This window comes from Pseudomonas sp. CFBP13528, from assembly GCF_005233615.1.
Lineage (GTDB): Bacteria > Pseudomonadota > Gammaproteobacteria > Pseudomonadales > Pseudomonadaceae > Aquipseudomonas > Aquipseudomonas fluorescens_AM.
Genome location: NZ_QGAJ01000002.1, coordinates 548,030 through 569,231, shown reverse-complemented (window position 1 = coordinate 569,231; position 21,202 = coordinate 548,030). Strand labels below are relative to the sequence as shown.

Genomic DNA, 21,202 nt, shown 5'->3' with positions numbered 1-21,202 from the left:
AGTAATTCCTCGCAGATCCATTCAAATGGAGGGGAGTATAGCTGAGCGATGGCGTGTATTAACCAATGGTTTGCGGGGACACTGCAGGTGCCAGCGCCGCCCTTGGGGCAGGCGCCCTGGCGCTTTGAACCAAGCCAGGTTTGAATGTGGGAGCAGGCCCGCTCCCACATGTGGACAGGTAGGCGGTTTTATTCGACGTTAAGGCGCACCTGTTTCTCCAGCTCCGCCTTCAGGCCCGGCTCCAGCTTCAGCTGGCGCGCCAGTTCGTCCAGGTAGGCCTTCTCCATGAAGTTTTCCTCGTCCACCAGCATCACACTGGCGATGTACATCTCGGCGGCCATTTCCGGGGTGCCGGCGGCGCGGGCGACGTCGGCCGGGTCGAGGGGCTTGTTCAACTCGGCATGCAGCCAGACTTGCAGTTCGCGGTCGTTGTCGAGCTTGGTGAACTCGCCTTCGATCAACGCCCGCTCACGCTCATCCACATGCCCGTCAGCCTTGGCGGCAGCGACCAACGCTTTGAGAATGCCCTGACTGTGTTGCTCGACCTGGGCCGGCGGCAGCCGATCAATGGTTTGCGGCTCGCCCTGGGGTGCGCTGGCCTGCTGTGCCTGCCAGTTGCCGTAGGCTTTGTACGCAATGACCCCCAAGGCGGCGAGGCCGCCGTAGGTCAGGGCCTTGCCGCCGAATTTGCGCGCCTTTTTATTGCCCAGCAGCAAGCCCATGGCGCCGGCCGCCAATGCACCACCGCCTGCGCCACCGAGCAAACTGCCGAGCCCGCCACTGCCAAGCAGCCCGCCGAGGGCGCCTTTGTCAGCTGATTGACGCTGACCGCCAGCCTTGTTCTGCAACATATCCTGGCCAGACTTGAGCAACTGATCGAGCAATCCACGGGTATTCATTCGTAGCCTCCAGACACTTGGGTTCGTAGGAGCAATAGGCCCCCAGCGTAAAACTAAGTGCCAAAAACGCTGTATCTAGAGTGCTTCCAGATGTAACGCCCTGCCCTGACGTCGGAAATGTCTTGTTGCACAGCGGCGCCATCATGCTGGCATCAATGATTTTTCCTTCACCATCGAACCGCTTAAGCTATCCGGCGTCTGTTTATTGTCCGTTGCGTTTGGCCGAAGGCATGTCCGAACCGTTATTTCTGATCCGTTACGTGCCAGGAACGGCGCGGGATTCGCTCACGACAGGTTGTCTCTATGCACCGCAGGAATTTGCTCAAAGCGTCCATGGCCATTGCGGCTTACACCGGGTTGTCGGCCAGTGGCCTGCTGGCCGCGCAGGCCTGGGCCGGAAACCGTGCCGCCGATGGCAAGGCCGTGGCATTCGATTTCGACACCCTCAAGGCCCAGGCCAAGCAGCTCGCCGGCGTCGCCTACAAAGATACCCGGCAGGTGCTGCCACCCACGCTGGCAACCATGACCCCGCAGAACTTCAACGCCATTGGCTACGACGGCAACCATTCGCTGTGGAAGGAACTGAAGGGGCAATTGGACGTGCAGTTTTTCCACGTCGGCATGGGCTTCAAGACGCCGGTGCGCATGCACAGTGTCGATCCCAAGACCCGCGAGGCCCGCGAAGTGCATTTCCGCCCTTCGCTGTTCAACTATGAAAAAACCACGGTTGACACCAAACAGCTGACCGGCGATCTGGGCTTCTCCGGGTTCAAACTGTTCAAGGCGCCGGAGCTTGACCGCCATGATGTGCTGTCGTTTCTGGGTGCCAGCTACTTCCGTGCCGTGGACTCCACCGGCCAGTACGGCCTGTCGGCGCGCGGCCTGGCGATTGACACCTACGCGAAAAAACGCGAGGAGTTCCCGGATTTCACCCAGTTCTGGTTCGAGACCCCGGACAAGGACGCCACCCGTTTCGTGGTCTACGCCCTGCTCGATTCCCCCAGCGCCACCGGCGCCTATCGCTTCGATATCGACTGCCAGGCCAATCAAGTGGTGATGGCGATCGATGCCCATATCAACGCGCGCACCGCCATCGAACAATTGGGCATTGCGCCCATGACCAGCATGTTCAGTTGCGGTACCCACGAACGCCGGATGTGCGACACCATCCACCCGCAAATCCACGACTCGGATCGCCTGGCCATGTGGCGCGGCAACGGCGAGTGGATCTGCCGTCCGCTGAACAACCCGGCCAAGCTGCAATTCAACGCCTTCGCCGACACCAACCCCAAAGGCTTCGGCCTGGTACAGACCGACCACGAGTTCGCCAGCTATCAGGACACCGTGGACTGGTACAGCAAGCGCCCCAGCCTGTGGGTAGAGCCCACCACCGCCTGGGGTGAAGGCTCCATCGACCTGCTGGAGATCCCCACCACCGGCGAAACCCTGGATAATATCGTCGCTTTCTGGACCCCGAAAAAGCCGGTGGCAGCCGGTGATTCGCTCAACTACGGCTACAAGCTCTACTGGAGCGCCCTGCCGCCGGTGAGCACACCGCTGGCCCAGGTCGACGCCACGCGCTCGGGCATGGGCGGATTTACCGAAGGATGGGCCCCTGGCGAGCATTACCCTGAGGTGTGGGCACGCCGCTTTGCGGTGGACTTCAAGGGCGGCGGCCTGGACCGTTTGCCAGCCGGCACGGGCATCGAACCGGTGGTCACTTGCTCTCACGGCGAGGTGAAAGACTTCAGCGTGCTGGTGCTCGACAACATCAAGGGCTATCGCATTCTGTTCGACTGGTACCCAACCAGTGACAGCGTGGAGCCGGTCGAACTGCGTCTGTTTATCCGCACCCAGGACCGTACCTTGAGTGAGACTTGGCTGTATCAGTACTTCCCGCCCGAGCCGGGCAAGCGTAAATACACCTGACAACACGGCGACCCCTGCTGTGGGAGCACTGTGCTCCCACACGTTGCCCAGCAGTCATTCAAAACCTCGACACGGTTTTCATCGCCCCAATCAAATACCGCATCGCAACCTGATCGCTCTCGGTCAGGGCGCGATAATGCGCCAGCAATTCGATTTCATCCGAACTCAACCTGCGGCCACGCAAGAACAATCTGCGGGTCAGAAAAGACGCCATCACACCCGCTACACCATAGGACTTGGCCATGGACTGCTTCTCCTGATATCGATCCAATACTCCTGCTGCCCATTTCCGCGTGCCGTGAAGCGGACTGATTTCCTGGGCCGAAAATCAGGCTTACCGTAAGCGTAGAAACAATCTGGTTACGTGTGGGATTTTTTTAGAGTATTCACTTAAATAATTGCCTCGGTAACAAATACCTACAACCATTTCTCACACCCTCACCGACCCATCAGATCGATCTGCGTCATAACCACGAGCAAAAAAAAACCCACCGGGTCAGGGTGGGTTGTGTGGGCCTACGCCAAGGATCAATCGCGCAGATCCGATTCATGAATCGGCTGGTCGCGGTGCGTTGCCCGTTGATATTGCGCCGGCCAGATCGCCTTGCGCCCGCCCAGATCATCGTCGGCATGCAGCGGCCAGTACGGGTCGCGCAACAGCTCGCGGGCCAGGAAGATGATGTCGGCCTGGCAGGTGCGCAGGATGTGTTCGGCCTGGGCCGGCTCGGTGATCATGCCGACCGTGCCGGTGGCAATGCCCGACTCTTTGCGCACCCGCTCGGCGAAGCGCGTCTGGTAACCGGGGCCGGTGGGGATTTCGGCGTTGGCGGCGGTGCCGCCGGAGGACACGTCGATCAAGTCTACGCCGAGGTCTTTCAGGCGGCGCGCCAGTTCCACGGTTTCATCGGGGTTCCAGCCGTCTTCCACCCAGTCGGTGGCGGACACGCGCACAAACAGCGGCAGGTTCTGGGGCCAGACTTCGCGCACCGCGCGGGTCACCTCCAGGACCAGGCGGATGCGGTTTTCGAAGGAGCCGCCGTACAGGTCCTGGCGCTGGTTACTGATGGGCGACAAGAACTGATGCAACAGGTAACCGTGGGCGGCATGGATCTCCACCACTTCGAAACCGGCGGCCAGGGCGCGCTTGGCGGCGGCGACAAAGTCTGCGATCACTTGGCGGATCTGCGCTTCATCCAGCGGTTTGGGTTGCGTGTGCTGAGGGTCGAATGCGATAGGCGACGGGCCTACCGGCACCCAGCCGCCGTCTTCCGGCTTGACGCTGCCATGCTTGCCGATCCACGGCCGATAAGTGCTGGCCTTGCGTCCGGCGTGCGCCAACTGGATACCGGCCACCGCGCCTTGCGCCGCAATAAAGCGTGTAACGCGTTGCAAGGGTTCAATCTGTTCGTCTTTCCACAAGCCCAGGTCCTGGGCGGTGATGCGGCCATCGGCGGTCACGGCGGTGGCTTCGGTAAAAATCAGCCCGGCGCCACCCACAGCACGGCTGCCCAGATGCACCAGGTGCCAGTCGTTGGCCAGGCCATCATCGCTTGAGTATTGGCACATCGGTGATACCGCGATGCGGTTCGGCAAGGTGAGTTGACGCAGGGTATAGGGTTCGAGCAGCTGACTCATGGCGCACCTCTTCGGGTTCTGTGGGCAAGCTCCAAGGCTCTCTTTCATGGTGCTTAGAGCCTAGTCGACAACGACCGATCGCACAGGGTTCAGAGGAAACGGTTCAGAGTTAAACGGTTCAGAAGTAAACCGTTCAGAAGTAAACCGGGAGCCGATTGCCGGCTCCCGTGCTGCAGCGCCTTACATTTCGACCTGGGTGCCCAGCTCGATCACCCGGTTGACCGGGAGTTTGAAGAAGCGCAGGTTGCCGTTGGCATTCTTCAACATGAACGCGAACAACGCTTCGCGCCAGCGCGCCATGCCTTTGATACGCGAGGCGATCACGGTTTCACGGCTGAGGAAGTAGGTGGTGCGCATCGGGCTGAAATCCAGTTCATCCAGATGGCACAGTTTCAGCGCCTCAGGCACGTCCGGCTCATCGGTAAAACCAAAGTGCAGGATCACCCGGAAGAACCCTTCGCCATAGGCGTCCACTTCGAAACGCCGCGCCGCAGGCACACGCGGGATGTCTTCGTAGACCACGGTCAGCAGCACCACCTGCTCGTGCAGCACCTGGTTATGCAGCAGGTTGTGCAGCAGCGCATGGGGTACGGCGTCGGGGCGCGCCGTGAGAAATACTGCCGTGCCCTGCACGCGATGAGGCGGCTGCACACGGATACTGCCGATAAATATCGGCAGCGGCAGGCCGCCCTCGTCGAGGCGCTCGACGAGCAATTGCTTGCCGCGCTTCCAGGTGGTCATCAGCACGAACAGCACAATCCCCGCCAACACCGGGAAGGCGCCGCCCTGGATGATCTTCGGCACGTTGGCGGCAAAGTACAGCCCGTCCACCAACAGACAGCAGAGCAACACCGGCACGGCCAGTACCGGTGGCCATTTCCACAACAGCAGCATCACCGCAGACACCAGGATCGTGGTCATCAGCATGGTGCCGGTCACCGCCACGCCATAGGCGGACGCCAGCGCACCGGAGGATTCGAAGCCCAGCACCAGCAGGATCACGCCCACCATCAGCGACCAGTTCACCGCGCCAATATAGATCTGGCCCTGTTCGGCGCTGGAGGTATGTTGAATGTGCATGCGCGGGATATAACCCAGCTGGATGGCCTGGCGCGTCAGGGAAAACGCACCGGAAATCACCGCCTGGGAGGCAATCACGGTGGCCAGGGTCGACAGCACCACCAGCGGAATCAGCGCCCAGCTCGGCGCCAGCAGGTAGAACGGGTTGCGGGCCGCTTCCGGGTCGCCCAGCAACATGGCGCCCTGGCCGAAATAGTTGAGCACCAGCGCCGGCAACACCAGGATGAACCAGGCACGGGCGATGGGTTTGCGACCGAAGTGGCCCATGTCGGCATACAACGCTTCGGCGCCGGTCAGCGCCAGCACCACCGCGCCGAGGATGGCCACGCCGATGCCGGGGTGAGCCTCGAAGAAGCGCACGGCCCACATCGGGTTCATGGCGCTGAGCACTTCAGGGTGCAAGGTGATGCCATACACGCCAAGGCCGCCCAGCACCAGGAACCAGGTCACCATCACCGGCCCGAACAGCTTGCCGATGCGATCAGTGCCGTGTTTCTGGATCAGGAACAGCGCCACCAGGACCACCAGCGCGATGGGCACTACCCACCTTTCCAGGCCGTCGAACGCCAGCTCAAGGCCCTCCACGGCCGACAACACCGAAATCGCCGGGGTGATCATGCTGTCGCCGTAGAACAGCGCCGCGCCGCACAAGCCGCACACCACCAGGAAACTGCGCAATTTCCTGCGCTCCCCTGCCGCACGGCGTGCCAGGGCGGTGAGCGCCATGATGCCGCCTTCGCCCTGGTTGTCGGCGCGCAGCACGAACAGCATGTATTTGATCGACACGACCCAGATCAGCGACCAGAAGATCAGCGCCAGGATCCCCAATACCCCGTCATGGTTGACCTGCACCCCGTAACCGCCATTGAACACCTCTTTAAGGGTGTAGAGCGGGCTGGTCCCGATATCGCCATACACCACCCCGACCGCTGCTACCAGCATGCCAATCGGCTTGGCGTTCGAATGCTCGGCACTCGCTGCCTGACTACTTGCCTGACCCATCAACCACTCCTGCCCTTTGACCTGAGGTCGCTTATAAACAACGTGCTCAAACTGACCGTAGCATGCGCCGTTTTACTTCTCGTAACAGACGTTTTGTTGACCTTAGGATTTTACCTACGCGCAACGGCGCGAAGCATAGCGCAGCGCTCGTCGCATTTCCCTGCATAAAGCTGGTCAAGTGCGTTGCCCGCCGCTAGAATTGCGCACTTTTTGATCAGAGGCGCACCAAGCGCCCGTCCGCTGCCTGCCCTCCACGGTGGCGGCGTCATTCGATACCGAGGTTAGACATGTCCACCACCATCGCAAAAGCCAACCCCAAGGTTGGCTTTGTTTCCCTGGGTTGCCCGAAGGCTCTGGTCGACTCCGAGCGCATTCTCACGCAACTGCGCATGGAAGGTTATGACGTCGTGTCCACTTACCAGGACGCGGACGTGGTGGTGGTCAACACCTGTGGTTTCATCGACTCGGCCAAGGCAGAGTCCCTGGAAGTGATCGGCGAAGCCATCAAGGAAAACGGCAAGGTCATCGTGACCGGCTGCATGGGCGTGGAAGAAGGCAATATCCGCAACGTCCACCCAAGCGTGCTCGCCGTGACCGGCCCGCAGCAGTACGAGCAGGTGGTCAACGCCGTGCACGACGTGGTGCCACCGCGCCAGGACCACAACCCGCTGATCGACCTGGTGCCGCCGCAAGGCATCAAGCTGACGCCGCGCCACTACGCTTACCTGAAGATTTCCGAAGGCTGCAATCACAGCTGCAGCTTCTGTATCATCCCGTCGATGCGCGGCAAGCTGGTCAGCCGCCCGGTGGGCGATGTGCTGGACGAGGCCCAGCGCCTGGTCAAATCCGGCGTGAAAGAGCTGCTGGTGATCTCCCAGGACACCAGCGCCTACGGCGTCGACGTGAAATACCGCACCGGCTTCTGGAACGGCGCGCCGGTGAAAACCCGCATGACCGAACTCTGCGAAGCGCTCAGCAGCCTGGGCGTGTGGGTGCGCCTGCACTATGTTTACCCGTATCCGCACGTGGACGAGCTGATTCCATTGATGGCCGCCGGCAAGATCCTGCCGTACCTGGACATCCCGTTCCAGCATGCCAGCCCCAAAGTGCTCAAGGCCATGAAGCGCCCGGCCTTCGAAGACAAGACCCTGGCGCGCATCAAGAACTGGCGCGAAATCTGCCCCGATCTGATTATTCGTTCGACCTTCATTGTGGGCTTCCCCGGCGAAACCGAAGAAGACTTCCAGTACCTGCTGGACTGGCTGACCGAAGCCCAGCTGGACCGCGTCGGCTGCTTCCAGTACTCGCCGGTCGAAGGCGCTCCGGCCAACCTGCTGGACCTGGCCGTGGTGCCGGATGACGTCAAGCAGGACCGTTGGGAGCGTTTCATGGCGCACCAGCAGGCTATCAGCTCGGCGCGCCTGCAACTGCGCATCGGCAAGGAAATCGAAGTGCTGATCGACGAAGTCGACGAGCAAGGCGCGGTTGGCCGCTGCTTCTTCGATGCACCGGAAATCGACGGTAACGTGTTTATCGACGATGCCAGCGGTTTGAAGCCGGGTGACAAGGTCTGGTGCACCGTGACCGATGCCGACGAGTACGACCTGTGGGCGCAAAAGCGCGACTAAAGCTGTAAAGAATTGAAAAAGCCCTGCTTCCGGACAAGATGCGGGGCTTTTTTAGGTCTATCGTTTTGCCCATCAACACCTATTTCGACAAGAGACAGCGGGCATGCGTGAGCACTCGGTTATCCACACCCCCAACAATAGCGATTACCCCGAGCTGGCGAGAATCTGGGAGGCCTCGGTGCGCGCCACTCATGACTTTTTGCCGGAGAGTTACATCGTGTTGCTCAGAGAGCTGGTGCTGACGCGCTATCTGGATGCAGTAATGCTCGTGTGTACCAAGGATTCGACCCAGCGCATTACCGGGTTTGCCGGCGTAGCGGCAGGTAAGGTGGAAATGCTGTTTATCGACCCCCTGCACCGTGGCCAGGGCCTGGGCCGGCAGTTGCTGCGCTATGCCATCGATTGCATGAATGCCGATGAGCTGGATGTGAATGAGCAGAATCCGCAGGCGCTGGGTTTTTACCTCAAGCAAGGCTTTGAGGTGATCGGACGCACAGAGCACGATGGCCTGGGCCAGCCCTATCCGTTACTGCATATGCGCCTGCGCCAGCAGCAAATACGCAGTGGCTGAAATGGGACCGGGATTAACCGGCGCCAGGCAGGTACAATAGCCGCCCCCTTTTGTTACGGCCCATGTCATGACTGACCCCATACGCCTCTCCAAACGCCTTATCGAACTGGTCGGTTGCTCCCGTCGGGAGGCTGAGCTGTTTATCGAAGGCGGCTGGGTCTCGGTGGACGGTGAAGTGATCGACGAACCGCAGTTCAAGGTCACCACCCAGAAGGTCGAGCTGGACCCCGAAGCCAAGGCCACCGTGCCAGAGCCGGTGACCATCCTGTTGCACGCCCCGGCGGGCATGGATGCCGAGACGGCCATGGCGTCGATCAGCGCCGAAACCTTGTCGGAAGAACACCGCTTCAGCAAGCGCCCGCTAAAAGGCCACTTCCTGCGCCTGACCGCCAGCGCCGACCTGCAAGCCAAGGCCAGCGGCCTGCTGGTGTTCACTCAGGACTGGAAGATCCTGCGTAAATTGACCGCGGATGCAGCCAAGATCGAGCAGGAATACGTGGTGGAAGTCGAAGGCGACATGGTCGCCCACGGCCTCAACCGCCTGAACCACGGCCTGACCTACAAGGGCAAGGAGCTGCCGGCCGTGAAAGCCAGCTGGCAGAACGAAAACCGCCTGCGTTTCGCGCTGAAAAACCCGCAGCCAGGCGTTATTGCGCTGTTCTGCGAAGCCGTTGGCCTGAAAGTCGTCGCCATCCGCCGCATCCGCATTGGCGGCGTGTCCATTGGCAAAGTGCCGGTGGGCCAATGGCGTTACCTGTCCGGCAAAGAGAAGTTCTAAGCCGTTGCCTTTTTCCCGACACTGCCTGATTGGGTGGTGTCTACCCCGTTGAAAACCAGGATTGCCCACCATGATTCACAACGACGTACTGCGCAGCGTGCGCTACATGCTCGACATCAGCGATAACAAGATGGTCGAGATCATCAAGCTCGGCGGCATGGACGTGACCAAGGACGACCTGCTCACCTACCTCAAGAAAGATGAGGAAGAAGGCTTTGTGTTCTGCCCGGATGAGGTGATGGCGCATTTCCTCGACGGCTTGGTGATTTTCAAGCGCGGCAAGGATGAAAGCCGTCCACCGCAGCCGATCGAAACCCCGGTGACCAACAACATTATCCTGAAAAAACTGCGCGTGGCCTTCGAACTGAAGGAAGACGACATGCACGCCATCCTCAAGGCCGCCGAGTTCCCGGTGTCCAAGCCCGAGCTGAGCGCGCTGTTCCGCAAGTTCGGTCACACCAACTACCGCACCTGTGGCGATCAGTTGTTGCGCAATTTCCTCAAGGGTCTGACGCTGCGCGTCAGAGCCTAACAACAGCCATAAGCTTCAAGCCGCAAGATAAGAGCTTGTGGCTTGCGGCTTGCCACTTGAGGCTCCAGCAATGGCCTATCAGGTCTCGCCCGTCGGCTTCGTACGCTCCTGCTTCAAGGAGAAGTTCGCCATCCCGCGCCAGCCGCAACTGGCGCCGGCCGCCCGCGGTGTGCTGGAACTGGTGGCGCCGTTCGACAGCGGCGAGGCGGTGCAGGGACTGGAGCAGGTCAGCCATGTGTGGCTGCTGTTTCTGTTTCATCAGGCCCTGGAGGACAAGCCACGCCTGAAAGTGCGCCCGCCGCGCCTGGGTGGCAATACGTCCATGGGCGTGTTTGCGACCCGCGCCACCCATCGGCCTAACGGCATTGGTCAGTCAGTGGTGAAACTGGACAAGGTGGAACCGGGGCGGTTGTGGATTTCCGGGATTGACCTGCTCGATGGCACGCCGGTGCTGGATATCAAGCCGTATGTGCCGTACGCCGATATCATCGACACGGCCACCAACAGCATCGCCAGTGGCGCGCCGCCCCTGATTGGCGTGCAGTGGCTCAAGACCGCGCTGCAACAAGCGCAGGGCCATGCCCAGCGTCTGGGTGAACCGTTGGTGGAGCTGATTGATCAGTGCCTGGCACAGGATCCGCGACCGGCCTACCAGACGCCTGGGCCCGAGCGCGAATATGGCGCGCAGTTCTGGGATGTGGATGTGCGTTGGCACTATCCCGAACCGGGAATGATTTGTGTGCTGGAAGTACTGCCAGCTAACTGACTGGAGCGGAAACTAAATGTGGGAGGGGGCTTGCCCCCGATTGCGATGGATCAGTCACAGATGAGTTGACTGACACACTGCTATCGGGGGCAAGCCCCCTCCCACATTTTTTGATCGCGTTTATTTTTCGACGAACGCACGCTCAATCAGGTAGTCACCCGGCTCACGCATACGTGGCGAAACCTTCAGGCCGAAGCTGTTCAACACTTCGCTGGTCTCGTCCAACATGCTTGGGCTGCCGCACAGCATGGCGCGGTCGTCCTCGGGGTTGATCGGTGGCAGGCCGATGTCGCTGAACAGCTTGCCGCTGCGCATCAGGTCGGTCAGGCGACCTTCGTTTTCGAACGGCTCGCGGGTCACGGTCGGGTAGTAGATCAACTTTTCACGCAAGGCCTCACCGAAGAATTCGTTCTGCGGCAGGTGCTCGGTGATGAATTCGCGGTAAGCGACTTCGTTGACGTAACGCACGCCGTGGCACAGGATGACTTTTTCAAAGCGCTCGTAGGTCTCCGGGTCCTGGATCACGCTCATGAATGGCGCGAGCCCCGTACCGGTGCTGAGCAGGTACAGGTGCTTGCCCGGCTTCAAATCGTCAAGCACCAGGGTGCCTGTCGGTTTTTTGCTGATGATGATCTCGTCGCCTTCCTTCAAGTGCTGCAACTGGGACGTCAGCGGGCCATCCGGCACCTTGATGCTGAAGAACTCCAGATGCTCTTCCCAGTTCGGGCTGGCAATGGAGTAAGCGCGCATGAGCGGGCGGCCGTTGGGCTGTTGCAGGCCGATCATCACGAACTGACCGTTCTCGAAGCGCAGACCCGGATCACGGGTGCACTTGAAGCTGAACAGAGTGTCGTTCCAGTGATGAACACTGAGGACACGTTCGTGGTTCATGTTGCTCATGTACGGGGAACTCCTGGAAATGGGTCTGCGCCAAATGTGAAGTGCGCAATTGCACAGCATTCTAATGGCGGCGACAATATCTGTTAACTGGATTATTAAGATAAGGGTTATCGGTTATATCGATATGCGATTTACTCTCCGTCAACTGCAAGTCTTCGTCGCCGTCGCCCAGCAGGAAAGCGTCTCCCGCGCTGCTGGCCTGCTGGCCTTATCTCAATCCGCCGCCAGCACATCGATCACCGAGCTGGAGCGCCAATCCAGCTGCCAATTATTCGACCGCGCCGGTAAACGCCTGAGCCTCAACGCCCTCGGTCATCAACTGTTGCCGCAGGCGGTGGCGCTGCTGGACCAGGCCAAGGAGATCGAGGACCTGCTCAATGGCAAGTCCGGCTTCGGCTCACTGGCGGTGGGCGCCACCCTGACGATCGGCAATTACCTGGCGACCCTGTTGATCGGCAGCTTCATGCAGCAGCATCCAGAGAGCCAGGTGAAGCTGCATGTGCAAAACACTGCCCATATCGTGCATCAGGTGGCGCATTACGAAATTGACCTGGGTCTAATCGAAGGCGACTGCAGCCACCCGGACATCGAGGTGCAAACCTGGGTGGAGGATGAGCTGGTGGTGTTTTGCGCGCCCCAGCATCATTTGGCCAAACGTGGCGTGGCAAGCATGGATGAGCTGACCCATGAAGCGTGGATCCTGCGCGAACAAGGCTCGGGCACGCGCCTGACGTTTGATCAGGCCATGCGCCATCACCGCAGCGCATTGAATATCCGCCTGGAGCTGGAACACACCGAGGCGATCAAACGGGCTGTGGAATCAGGTCTGGGGATTGGTTGCATTTCGCGACTGGCACTGCGCGATGCGTTTCGTCGTGGCAGCCTGGTGCCGGTAGAGACCCCGGACCTGGACCTGGCCCGGCAGTTCTACTTCATCTGGCATAAACAGAAGTACCAGACCTCGGCGATGCGCGAGTTCCTGGAGCTGTGCCGCGCGTTTACCGCCGGGGTTCAGCGCAGTGACGAGATCGTGCTGCCGAGCATCGCCTGACCGTTAGATCAGAATTACCGCCCACACCAGCGTGATCATGGTCAAGGCCACGAATTGCGCGGCGCTGCCCATGTCCTTGGCGTTTTTCGACAAAGGGTGGCGGTCCAGGGAAATACGGTCGATGGCCGCCTCCACGGCTGAATTGAGCAATTCTACGATCAGGGCCAGCAGGCACACGGCAATCAGCAATGCGCGTTCGACGCGGCTGACCTGCAGGAAAAAACTCAACGGAATCAGGATGACGTTCAGCAGCACCAACTGACGGAACGCCGCCTCGCCGGTGAAGGCCGCGCGCAGGCCATCCAGGGAATAGCCCCCTGCGTTGAAGATACGTTTGATACCGGTTTGACCCTTGAAAGGCGACATAGATGTAGGCAACTGAACCAAAAGGAGTGGGGAAACTAGAGCACGCAAAGTCAAAAAAGCGTGAATCGGTGACAGCCTAATGCTGCGAAATTGACTCAAGTTGTTGCAGGAGTAACGCTGCCTGGGTCCGCGTACGTACGCCCAACTTGCGGAAAATCGCGGTGACATGGGCCTTGATCGTCGCTTCCGACACGCTCAGCTCGTAGGCAATCTGCTTGTTCAACAGGCCTTCACAGACCATGGTCAACACGCGGAACTGCTGAGGCGTCAAGCTGGCCAGGCCATCGCGGGCTGCCTTGGCTTCGTCGGACACGTTGATTTCTTCAAATGCTTGCGGCGGCCAGGACACATCGCCGTCCAATACCGTGCGCACAGCCTTCTGGATATCTTCCATCGCGCTGGACTTGGGAATGAAGCCGCTGGCGCCGAATTCCTTGGAACGCACCACCACGTCGGCCTCTTCCTGAGCCGAGACCATCACCACGGGGATCTGCGGATATTGCCCGCGCAGCAACACCAGCCCCGAAAAACCATAGGCACCGGGCATGTTCAGGTCGAGCAGCACCAGGTCCCAGTCGGATTTTTCGGTCAAGCGGGCTTCCAACTCGGCAATGCTGGCGACTTCGACCAGTCGCACATCCGGGCCAAGGCCCAGGGTTACGGCCTGATGCAGCGCACTGCGAAACAGCGGGTGGTCATCGGCTATCAGGATTTCGTATGTGGCCATTGATTAAATGATCCTGTTTTTTACGGGAGCCCTGATGGGTTCAGGGTTCGCCAGTACACAAGGCAACGGCCAGGCAGCCATCGCCACGGGGCACGCTCAACGTCAAAAACACGCAAAACAACGTCGAAAAACCAAGGTAGCGCCCCAATCGGCGCCCAGCATGCCCAGCGCAGCCTGGGGGGTCAAGCACTACGCCCATGGGGATTTTAGCGGGTTGCGTGATTAAGGTGCCATCATGCAAACGTCGACGGGTCATGGCGCCGGGATATAGGGCGCCAAACGTGTGTGGACAATGTCCGTCTCATCCAGGGGCAACTGAAACTTGGCGGCCAGATAGTGCGTGCTGAAGACATCGAGGTAGGCGTCCAGGACTTCGCTGGCCACCTGATCATCGGCCAACTCCAGGCACAGCGCGGCCACCTCGGCGGTGCAGAAATGATCATCACGTTTGGAACGGCGCAACTTGTAACGTGACAACTGCTCCGGCGCCAGGCTAAGCACAGGCAAATGCTCCAGGTACGGGCTCTTGCGAAACATCTTGCGGGCCTCGCTCCACGTGCCGTCCAGCAGGATGAACAGCGGGCGCTTGCCCTCCTGTGCATCCACCACGCTGACCACCCGTTCAGGCGCCACGAATTCGCCGGGAAACACGATGTACGGCTGCCACTGGGGATCGGCGAGCAAGGTAAGCAGATCCGGGTCGACCTCGGTGCGCGACCAGGCGAACGCGGTGGTGTCGTCGATAACATCGGCGATCAGCCAGCCGGTGTTGCTGGGCTTCATCGGTTCGACGTCGTGCATCAACAGGCACATCGCCGATTTGGCTTCAACCGTTGGTCGCCACGCGCACAGGCAGTACTCGGGAATCACTCGGCAGCCAGTGCACCGCTCGGCACGCGATCCCCGATTCAGGAAAGGCCTGACGGCTCGGGCCAGGCGCTGGGTGCGCAAGCGGGAGACAGCGTGGCTCATTGGATGCGCCACAGAGACGGGTCAATCGACACGGGATAACTCGAAAGCAATTGAAGTGGGCGCAGTTTACCAGCGATACGCCTGGCTGTAGTGGCCGGCGCTCACCTATAATTGCGCGCCACTGAACGCACAGCGCAGTGGCTGGTCTATGCACCAGTAACCGAATCAGGAGAGTTTGATGCTGCGTTCCATGCTGCGCCTCGTTGCCCCATCCGTCGCTATTGCGCTGGCCTTGCCCATGGGCGCCCACGCGGCCTCGCTGCTGGAGGCTCAAATGAACCGCAAGCTGCAAAGCGTCGCGACCGAAAGCAACAAGGACCTGCCCCGGGAAATCGATGAGAAAACCCTGGAAGTGGCCTATACCGTTGAAGGTATGCAACTGATCGATCATCTCAGCGTACAGCCAGACCGCGCCGAACAGATGCGTGCCAACCCCAAGGCCGTGTATTTCCAATTGGGTCGCAGTGTCTGCACCAACCCAGGCTACCGCGAGCTGATGGCGAAGGGCGCGGTCATGCGCTACGAAATCACCGAGAACAAGACCAACCGTCCTGTCGCATCGGTCAAGTTCGCCGAAGCCGACTGCCCGGCTCCGTCCAAGAAGAAAAAGTAACCCTGCCTTGCACCTCGCGCGTTGCTGCCCGGTGACGCGCCACTCCCCCGCTCCAGCGCCCGCCGGCACCTGAACGCCGTGATCAATCACCAATAAGCGGTTGCCAGCCAAGGGTTTTTCAGCCCATGATCAGGTCATTCAATGCGCCCGCCAGAGCAGTCTTTCCCTGCTGTTCTGTAATACTTTCAGGGCAAAAGAGGCCTGCCCTCCTGCGACAAGCAACGACACATGCAGTGTCGTGGCCCCTGACGACGCTCGTCGGCGACCCAGGCCCTGTGAAGAAGGAGAAAGTCGAATGCCTCATGAATCCAACGCCCCCCTGCTCGATCTTTTTGAACAAAACGGTACCGACCTCACCCAGCAGGTTGACGCGCAACTCCAGCTGGTCGCGCCAAACAGCCCGAACATTCCCCTTTATCGCGACATGATTCTCACGGTCCTGCGCATGGCGCAGGACGACCGTGACCGCTGGAACGCCAAGATCACCCTGCGCGCGATCCGTGAGCTGGACCATGCCTTCCGCGTGCTCGAACAATTCAAGGGACGACGCAAGGTGACGGTGTTCGGTTCCGCACGCACGCCACTGGAAAGTCCCCTGTATGCATTGGCTCGAGAGGTCGGCGCGGCATTGGCACGTTCCGACCTGATGGTCATCACCGGCGGTGGCGGCGGCATCATGGCCGCGGCGCATGAAGGCGCGGGCCTGGAGCACAGCCTGGGGTTCAACATCACCCTGCCGTTTGAACAGCATGCCAACCCAACCATCGATGGCACCGACAACCTACTGTCCTTCCACTTTTTCTTCACTCGCAAACTGTTCTTCGTCAAGGAAGCCGACGCACTAATTCTGTGCCCGGGTGGTTTTGGCACCCTGGACGAAGCCCTGGAAGTGCTGACCCTGATCCAGACCGGCAAAAGCCCGCTGGTACCGGTAGTGCTGCTGGACGCCCCAGGCGGCGGGTTCTGGCAAGGCGCCCTGGACTTTATCCGCAGCCAGTTGGAGGCTAACCGCTATATCCTGCCGACCGACCTCAAGCTCATACGCCTGGTCTACAGCGCAGAAGAGGCCGTGGACGAGATCAACCGGTTTTATGCCAATTTCCATTCAACGCGCTGGCTGAAGCGTGAATTTGTCGTGCGTATGAACCATCCGCTCAGTGATCAAGCCCTGGCCCATTTGCAGGATGAGTTTGCCAGCCTTCGACTGAGCGGAGAATTCCAGCAGCTTGCCTACACAGGCCAGGAGCATGACGAACCCAGGTTCAGTCATTTGACGCGGCTGGTCTTCAACTTCAATGGCCGAGACCAGGGGCGATTGCGCGAGTTGGTGGACTACATCAATTTACCGGAAAATTGGGTGCAGCCTCAGGGTGAGGTGCAACAACGAGGAGTGCCTCAGCCCGCGTGATTTTTTGCAGGCGAAAAAAAAGGCCCACTATTTTCATAGTGGGCCTTTTGTTTTGCGATCAATGTGGCGTTCAGTCGTCCATGTCCCGGCCGCTTAACAAGCGACTGATCATGTCCATCGAAAACCCGCGATAGCTCAGGAAACGACCTTGCTTCGCACGTTCCCTGGCATCAATCGGCAGATGCCCAGCAAACTTGCGCCGCCAGGTCTCTTCCAACTGCGACTGCCAGCTGATGCCGCATTCGCGCAAAGCGAGGTCGATATCGGCACGTTGCAGGCCACGCTGGCTCAACTCTTCGCGAATCCGCGCGGGACCATAACCGGACCGAGCGCGGTAGGATACAAAGCTTTCCAGGTATCGGGATTCCGACAACAGCCCCTCTTCCGTCAACCGGTCGAGGGCCGTTTCGATCATTTCAGGCTCTGCGCCGCGCTGACGCAATTTGCGCGTCAGTTCGACTCGACCATGCTCGCGGCGCGCGAGCAGGTCCATCGCAGTACGCCGAACGGCGACGAGTGTATCCAGTACCACAGTCATCGTTTGTTTCAGATGTCAGTGTCGGCTTCTTCCATCTCGTCAACCGGCTCGCGGTTGGCGGCGGCCTTGACGTCTGGTGCCGGGGTCAGCAGCTTGTCGCGAATCTGCTTCTCAAGCGTGGCAGCGATATCCGGGTTGTCCGCCAGGAATTTGGCCGAGTTGGCCTTGCCCTGACCGATTTTGCTGCCGTTGTAGGCATACCAGGCACCGGACTTCTCGACAAAACCGTGAAGTACGCCCAAGTCGATCATCTCGCCGTTCAGGTAGATGCCTTTGCCATAAAGAATCTGGAACTCTGCCTGACGGAAAGGCGGGGCCACCTTGTTCTTCACGACTTTAACGCGGGTTTCGCTACCGACAACCTCGTCACCTTCCTTCACCGCGCCGGTACGACGGATATCCAGACGGACCGAAGCGTAGAACTTCAGCGCGTTACCACCGGTGGTGGTTTCCGGGCTACCGAACATCACACCGATTTTCATACGGATCTGGTTGATGAAGATCACCAGGCAGTTGGCGTTCTTGATGTTGCCGGTGATTTTACGCAGCGCCTGGGACATCAGGCGGGCTTGCAGGCCCACGTGCATGTCGCCCATTTCGCCTTCGATTTCTGCCTTCGGTACCAGCGCCGCCACGGAGTCGACCACGATTACGTCGATGGCGTTGGAACGCACCAGCATGTCGGTGATTTCGAGGGCTTGCTCACCGGTGTCCGGCTGCGAAACCAGCAGGTCGTCAACGTTGACGCCCAGTTTGCCGGCGTATTCAGGATCCAGGGCGTGCTCGGCGTCGACGAACGCGCACGTGGCGCCCATTTTCTGAGCCTGGGCAATCACCGACAGGGTCAGGGTGGTTTTACCGGAAGATTCAGGACCGTAGATCTCAACGATACGGCCTTTTGGCAGGCCGCCAATGCCGAGCGCGATATCCAGACCCAGAGAGCCAGTGGAAATAGCCGGGATCGCCTGACGGTCGTGATCGCCCATACGCATTACGGCACCCTTGCCGAATTGACGTTCGATCTGACCCAGGGCCGCAGCCAAGGCTTTCTTCTTGTTGTCGTCCATTAAAGTCCTCACGTAATCAATAAGGCCTGACGGCCAACACCTGTATAAGTAGACAGTATTGTTCCACAAAGATCGAAGATCGCCTACCCCTGATTGTCTATTTCTGCTGCAGCTCGTCGCAACAAGCCTTCCAGTGCGGCCTTTACCGTTTGTCGGCGGACCTCGTCACGGTTGCCGGGAAAGTGCGCACGCTCGGCCGTGACCTCATCGCCCACGCCGAACGCCAGCCATACCGTGCCCACCGGTTTGTCCGGCGAATCACCGTCCGGGCCCGCCACGCCGCTGACCGCCACGGCAAAGCGCGCCAGGCTTTTTTCCTGCGCCCCGCGCGCCATCGCCTCCACCACTTCCTGGCTGACGGCGCCAACGTTGGCAAACAGCTTTTCCGGCACGTTCAATTGCCGGGTCTTCTGCCGGTTGGAATAGGTGACATAGCCCGCCTCGAACCACGCCGAACTGCCCGGTATCCGCGTAATGGCTTCGGCAATACCACCGCCGGTGCAGGACTCGGCGGTGGTGACATGGGCATTGAGCACCTGCAAACGGCGCCCCAGTTCAGCAGCCAGTTGAGTGATTTCCTTCACGGTCGTCTCCAGGAATGGGCGGGGGTTTGCCTACCCTACAGCAGCCCATCGGTCATGCAAGTTGCAGAATGCATCAAAAGCCTAACGCGCGACGGCCCGCACATACGCCTGACAGGCACGCAAGGCGATCAGGGCGTTATCGCCGTCGTCGGTGATGCGGATAATTCGTTGAGCATGCGCCGGGTCAAGTCGGGCGCGTGGGGTTGCATGAACCACGCCGCCGGGGGTGGTGGCGGCTGGCACTGGCGTGCAGCCGGCGGCATCGGTGGCGTCGAGAAGGACTGACAACCGCACATCAGCAGTGGCCAAGCGGTCGCGCAGAGCAGCTTGGTGACGCTGGGCATCGCTCAACTCCTGAATGTGTTGTTGATCGCGGGTAGTGAGTTGTCGCTCCAGGGCCAGGCGCTTTTGCTGTGCTGCCTGTTGCTGTTCGAGCGCGGCCTGGTGTTGCTGGCTGAGCGCCAGCGCCTGCCCGGCCGCCTGACGCTCCAGTTGCGCGCCATAGCGCCAGGCCTGTACTTGCCACACCAGTGCAAGCAGCAGGCAAACGCCGACCCAACGCAATGTGCCTAGCCAACGCATAGCACCGCCTTCGCCCGTGCCCACAATTGCTCACGCGCCTGCAGGCCGTTAACGCCGCCGTTGATACGTCGGGTAATGGTGGTGAATTGATCTTTATCCGCCAGCTCGTTGAGGCCGTTGCTGTGCCAGAACCAGGCGGCGGACTCACACGCCCACTGCGGTTGTTCCAGCAACTGCGGTTGTTGCAACAGGCGCTCATCGCCAAACAGTGCCTGGCTGCATGCCAGGTAGTTGCGCCGTCCCGTGACCTGGATCAGCCCCCTGCCCCGGTATTTCTGGCCATCGCCATCCGCCTCGGGGGTGTTCCCCAAGCGGGCGGCCAGGGTGCCGGTGTCGTACTTGCCAAGGTATTGATCGCTGCCCAGTTCGCGTACGTAGCGCAGTTCGGCGGATTCGTGGCCGATTTGAGCGAGGAAGGCGGCGATGCGCCTGGCACTGTTGACCTCATACCGAACGAAGGCTGCATTTAACGGGGACAAAAAAATGCCCGCTCGAAGGCGGGCCCCAGGCATCACATCAATTAGCTGGGTAAGGGTAATCTGCATGGGATCTACTCTGAAAAAATGTCTACACCGACAAACCACTGGCCTGGATCGTGCACCGGTAGCCGCCGGTGCGGTTACCGCTGGCCGTCACCGTCTTGATCGACCAGCGTCCCTGCATAAAGCCCGGCCACGACTCGTCCAGCAGCAGCAACCCTTCAGCGGCCAGCGACGGATTACCGGGGCACACCACATTGATCTGCAGCCCTTCTCGCCCCACACGCCGCATCTCGCCCTGCGCCGCCGAGCGCGCTTCGTCCTCGCTCTGGTAGCGCTGCGTCACCACTTTGAACGGTGCGATGCCCACCTCTACGACATGCTTTTTGCCGGCCGCCGCATCCCACCAGGACGTCTGCGCGCCGTTATATTTGGCGCGACTGGTCTCGGTGAAGCTGGCGCTGATGAAGGCGTGGTCGCCCGGGTGATTGTCACGGGTGACGGACAAGCGCACATCCGGCAGTGCCTTGCCCGACAACGACTTGACCTGACCTTTACGGCCCAGCACGTAAAGCTCATCCACAGGCTTGGCCACTGCATCGAAGCGTTTGGCCAGCCTGGTCAGAAATGCCATGTCACTTTCGTTGGTCTGATCGATATGCGCGATCGGCTCGCCATCGAGCTCAGGCGCCACACGCGGGGAGAACCCGTAGCGGCTGGTCAATTGACGAAACAGTGCGCCCAGGGTTGTCGGCCCATGGCTGGCGGTGCGGCGCTGTTTGAACTCATGCTCATCGAACGGCGCCGCCGTCGCCACCAGCACCAGGCGCATCGGGAACAGCGACGGTGTACGCTGAGTGATCTTGAACGCGCCCTTATCCACCAGACCGGACTCCCGATAACCGACGCGCAAGCCGACTTTTCCGCCCAGATCGGGCAGGCCTTCAAAGCCCTCGATATCGAGGGTCAACTTGAGTTGGTCGGACACGAATCCCGCTGCGTCAATATGCTCCCACTCCAATAGCCGCTCGTTGAACAATGCGGCATTGGCGCCGTAAAGCTCCACTACCGGTGTGAATCCAAGTGCCATGATCG

The 21,202-nt window shown here is 60.2% G+C and carries 23 protein-coding genes; 9 read left to right on the top strand and 14 right to left on the bottom strand.

The genetic code is table 11. The features are described from left to right. Positions 1 to 188 precede the first annotated feature (188 nt). The gene (locus PspCFBP13528_RS06080; RefSeq protein WP_065951895.1) at positions 189 to 899 is read right to left on the bottom strand and encodes a tellurite resistance TerB family protein; all 711 of its coding nucleotides are present in this window, start codon (positions 897 to 899) and stop codon (positions 189 to 191) included. A gap of 303 nt (positions 900 to 1,202) precedes the next feature. Between PspCFBP13528_RS06080 and PspCFBP13528_RS06075 the strand changes: the two genes are divergently transcribed. After that, positions 1,203 to 2,828, top strand: a complete 1,626-nt coding sequence (locus PspCFBP13528_RS06075; RefSeq protein ID WP_065951894.1) for a glucan biosynthesis protein D — start codon at positions 1,203 to 1,205, stop codon at positions 2,826 to 2,828. Positions 2,829 to 2,886: 58 nt separating this feature from the next. Here the strand turns inward: PspCFBP13528_RS06075 and PspCFBP13528_RS06070 are convergent, their stop codons facing one another. The 3 genes from PspCFBP13528_RS06070 to PspCFBP13528_RS06060 all read right to left on the bottom strand — a co-directional run bounded on the left by PspCFBP13528_RS06070 (position 2,887) and on the right by PspCFBP13528_RS06060 (position 6,545). Beyond that, entirely contained in the window at positions 2,887 to 3,072 is a 186-nt protein-coding gene (locus PspCFBP13528_RS06070; RefSeq protein WP_101219387.1) for a hypothetical protein, read from the bottom strand. A gap of 284 nt (positions 3,073 to 3,356) precedes the next feature. Next, positions 3,357 to 4,463: an NADH:flavin oxidoreductase/NADH oxidase gene (locus tag PspCFBP13528_RS06065; RefSeq protein ID WP_137199811.1), complete on the bottom strand. Its 1,107-nt coding sequence runs from the start codon at positions 4,461 to 4,463 to the stop codon at positions 3,357 to 3,359. Between the two features lie 180 nt (positions 4,464 to 4,643). Further along, complete coding sequence (locus PspCFBP13528_RS06060) at positions 4,644 to 6,545, bottom strand: potassium transporter Kup (protein ID WP_065951891.1); 1,902 nt, start codon at positions 6,543 to 6,545, stop codon at positions 4,644 to 4,646. A 299-nt stretch (positions 6,546 to 6,844) separates the two neighbouring features. On the opposite strand from PspCFBP13528_RS06060, the gene rimO reads away from it, so the two are divergent. The 5 genes from rimO to tsaA all read left to right on the top strand — a co-directional run bounded on the left by rimO (position 6,845) and on the right by tsaA (position 10,820). Next, positions 6,845 to 8,173, top strand: a complete 1,329-nt coding sequence (gene rimO / locus PspCFBP13528_RS06055) for a 30S ribosomal protein S12 methylthiotransferase RimO (RefSeq protein WP_169959842.1) — start codon at positions 6,845 to 6,847, stop codon at positions 8,171 to 8,173. A 103-nt stretch (positions 8,174 to 8,276) separates the two neighbouring features. Continuing rightward, positions 8,277 to 8,744, top strand: a complete 468-nt coding sequence (locus PspCFBP13528_RS06050; protein ID WP_101219391.1) for a GNAT family N-acetyltransferase — start codon at positions 8,277 to 8,279, stop codon at positions 8,742 to 8,744. A gap of 67 nt (positions 8,745 to 8,811) precedes the next feature. Then, positions 8,812 to 9,522 carry an rRNA pseudouridine synthase gene (locus PspCFBP13528_RS06045; protein ID WP_065951858.1) on the top strand — a complete coding sequence of 237 codons (711 nt, stop codon included), beginning with the start codon at positions 8,812 to 8,814 and terminating at the stop codon, positions 9,520 to 9,522. Positions 9,523 to 9,592: 70 nt separating this feature from the next. Next, a complete protein-coding gene (locus PspCFBP13528_RS06040; protein ID WP_032893248.1) occupies positions 9,593 to 10,054 on the top strand; it encodes a DUF1456 family protein in 462 nt (153 codons plus the stop codon). 70 nt (positions 10,055 to 10,124) lie between these two features. Continuing rightward, positions 10,125 to 10,820 (top strand): tRNA (N6-threonylcarbamoyladenosine(37)-N6)-methyltransferase TrmO, encoded by a 696-nt coding sequence (tsaA, locus tag PspCFBP13528_RS06035; RefSeq protein ID WP_137199810.1) that lies wholly within the window; start codon positions 10,125 to 10,127, stop codon positions 10,818 to 10,820. Between the two features lie 120 nt (positions 10,821 to 10,940). On the opposite strand, the gene fpr is transcribed toward tsaA, so the two are convergent. Continuing rightward, positions 10,941 to 11,720, bottom strand: a complete 780-nt coding sequence (gene fpr / locus PspCFBP13528_RS06030) for a ferredoxin-NADP reductase (RefSeq protein ID WP_003172178.1) — start codon at positions 11,718 to 11,720, stop codon at positions 10,941 to 10,943. A 124-nt stretch (positions 11,721 to 11,844) separates the two neighbouring features. On the opposite strand from fpr, the gene PspCFBP13528_RS06025 reads away from it, so the two are divergent. Next, on the top strand, positions 11,845 to 12,771 hold the full coding sequence (locus tag PspCFBP13528_RS06025) for a LysR family transcriptional regulator (protein ID WP_010212678.1): 927 nt from the start codon (positions 11,845 to 11,847) through the stop codon (positions 12,769 to 12,771). A 3-nt stretch (positions 12,772 to 12,774) separates the two neighbouring features. On the opposite strand, the gene PspCFBP13528_RS06020 is transcribed toward PspCFBP13528_RS06025, so the two are convergent. From PspCFBP13528_RS06020 to PspCFBP13528_RS06010, 3 genes are all read right to left on the bottom strand, one after another. After that, positions 12,775 to 13,137: a diacylglycerol kinase gene (locus PspCFBP13528_RS06020; protein ID WP_003189051.1), complete on the bottom strand. Its 363-nt coding sequence runs from the start codon at positions 13,135 to 13,137 to the stop codon at positions 12,775 to 12,777. Between the two features lie 76 nt (positions 13,138 to 13,213). Continuing rightward, complete coding sequence (gene erdR / locus PspCFBP13528_RS06015) at positions 13,214 to 13,864, bottom strand: response regulator transcription factor ErdR (protein WP_003189050.1); 651 nt, start codon at positions 13,862 to 13,864, stop codon at positions 13,214 to 13,216. Between the two features lie 252 nt (positions 13,865 to 14,116). Continuing rightward, positions 14,117 to 14,836 (bottom strand): tRNA-uridine aminocarboxypropyltransferase, encoded by a 720-nt coding sequence (locus PspCFBP13528_RS06010; protein WP_137199809.1) that lies wholly within the window; start codon positions 14,834 to 14,836, stop codon positions 14,117 to 14,119. 178 nt (positions 14,837 to 15,014) lie between these two features. Here PspCFBP13528_RS06010 and PspCFBP13528_RS06005 point away from each other — a divergent pair, with 178 nt between their 5' ends. Both PspCFBP13528_RS06005 and PspCFBP13528_RS06000 read left to right on the top strand, forming a co-directional pair. Beyond that, positions 15,015 to 15,449: a PA3611 family quorum-sensing-regulated virulence factor gene (locus PspCFBP13528_RS06005; protein WP_065886032.1), complete on the top strand. Its 435-nt coding sequence runs from the start codon at positions 15,015 to 15,017 to the stop codon at positions 15,447 to 15,449. A gap of 295 nt (positions 15,450 to 15,744) precedes the next feature. Then, entirely contained in the window at positions 15,745 to 16,857 is a 1,113-nt protein-coding gene (locus PspCFBP13528_RS06000) for a TIGR00730 family Rossman fold protein (RefSeq protein WP_137199808.1), read from the top strand. Positions 16,858 to 16,927: 70 nt separating this feature from the next. On the opposite strand, the gene recX is transcribed toward PspCFBP13528_RS06000, so the two are convergent. The 6 genes from recX to PspCFBP13528_RS05970 all read right to left on the bottom strand — a co-directional run bounded on the left by recX (position 16,928) and on the right by PspCFBP13528_RS05970 (position 21,197). Next, a complete protein-coding gene (gene recX / locus PspCFBP13528_RS05995) occupies positions 16,928 to 17,395 on the bottom strand; it encodes a recombination regulator RecX (RefSeq protein WP_065886030.1) in 468 nt (155 codons plus the stop codon). Positions 17,396 to 17,403: 8 nt separating this feature from the next. Then, the gene (gene recA / locus PspCFBP13528_RS05990; RefSeq protein WP_005785454.1) at positions 17,404 to 18,462 is read right to left on the bottom strand and encodes a recombinase RecA; all 1,059 of its coding nucleotides are present in this window, start codon (positions 18,460 to 18,462) and stop codon (positions 17,404 to 17,406) included. An 83-nt stretch (positions 18,463 to 18,545) separates the two neighbouring features. Next, positions 18,546 to 19,046, bottom strand: a complete 501-nt coding sequence (locus tag PspCFBP13528_RS05985) for a CinA family protein (RefSeq protein ID WP_137199807.1) — start codon at positions 19,044 to 19,046, stop codon at positions 18,546 to 18,548. An 81-nt stretch (positions 19,047 to 19,127) separates the two neighbouring features. Then, entirely contained in the window at positions 19,128 to 19,628 is a 501-nt protein-coding gene (locus PspCFBP13528_RS05980; RefSeq protein WP_137199806.1) for a lysis system i-spanin subunit Rz, read from the bottom strand. Beyond that, entirely contained in the window at positions 19,616 to 20,173 is a 558-nt protein-coding gene (locus tag PspCFBP13528_RS05975) for a glycoside hydrolase family 19 protein (protein WP_101219399.1), read from the bottom strand. Before PspCFBP13528_RS05975 ends, PspCFBP13528_RS05980 begins: the two co-directional genes overlap by 13 nt. A gap of 22 nt (positions 20,174 to 20,195) precedes the next feature. Then, positions 20,196 to 21,197 carry a contractile injection system protein, VgrG/Pvc8 family gene (locus PspCFBP13528_RS05970; RefSeq protein WP_137199805.1) on the bottom strand — a complete coding sequence of 334 codons (1,002 nt, stop codon included), beginning with the start codon at positions 21,195 to 21,197 and terminating at the stop codon, positions 20,196 to 20,198. Positions 21,198 to 21,202 lie beyond the last annotated feature (5 nt).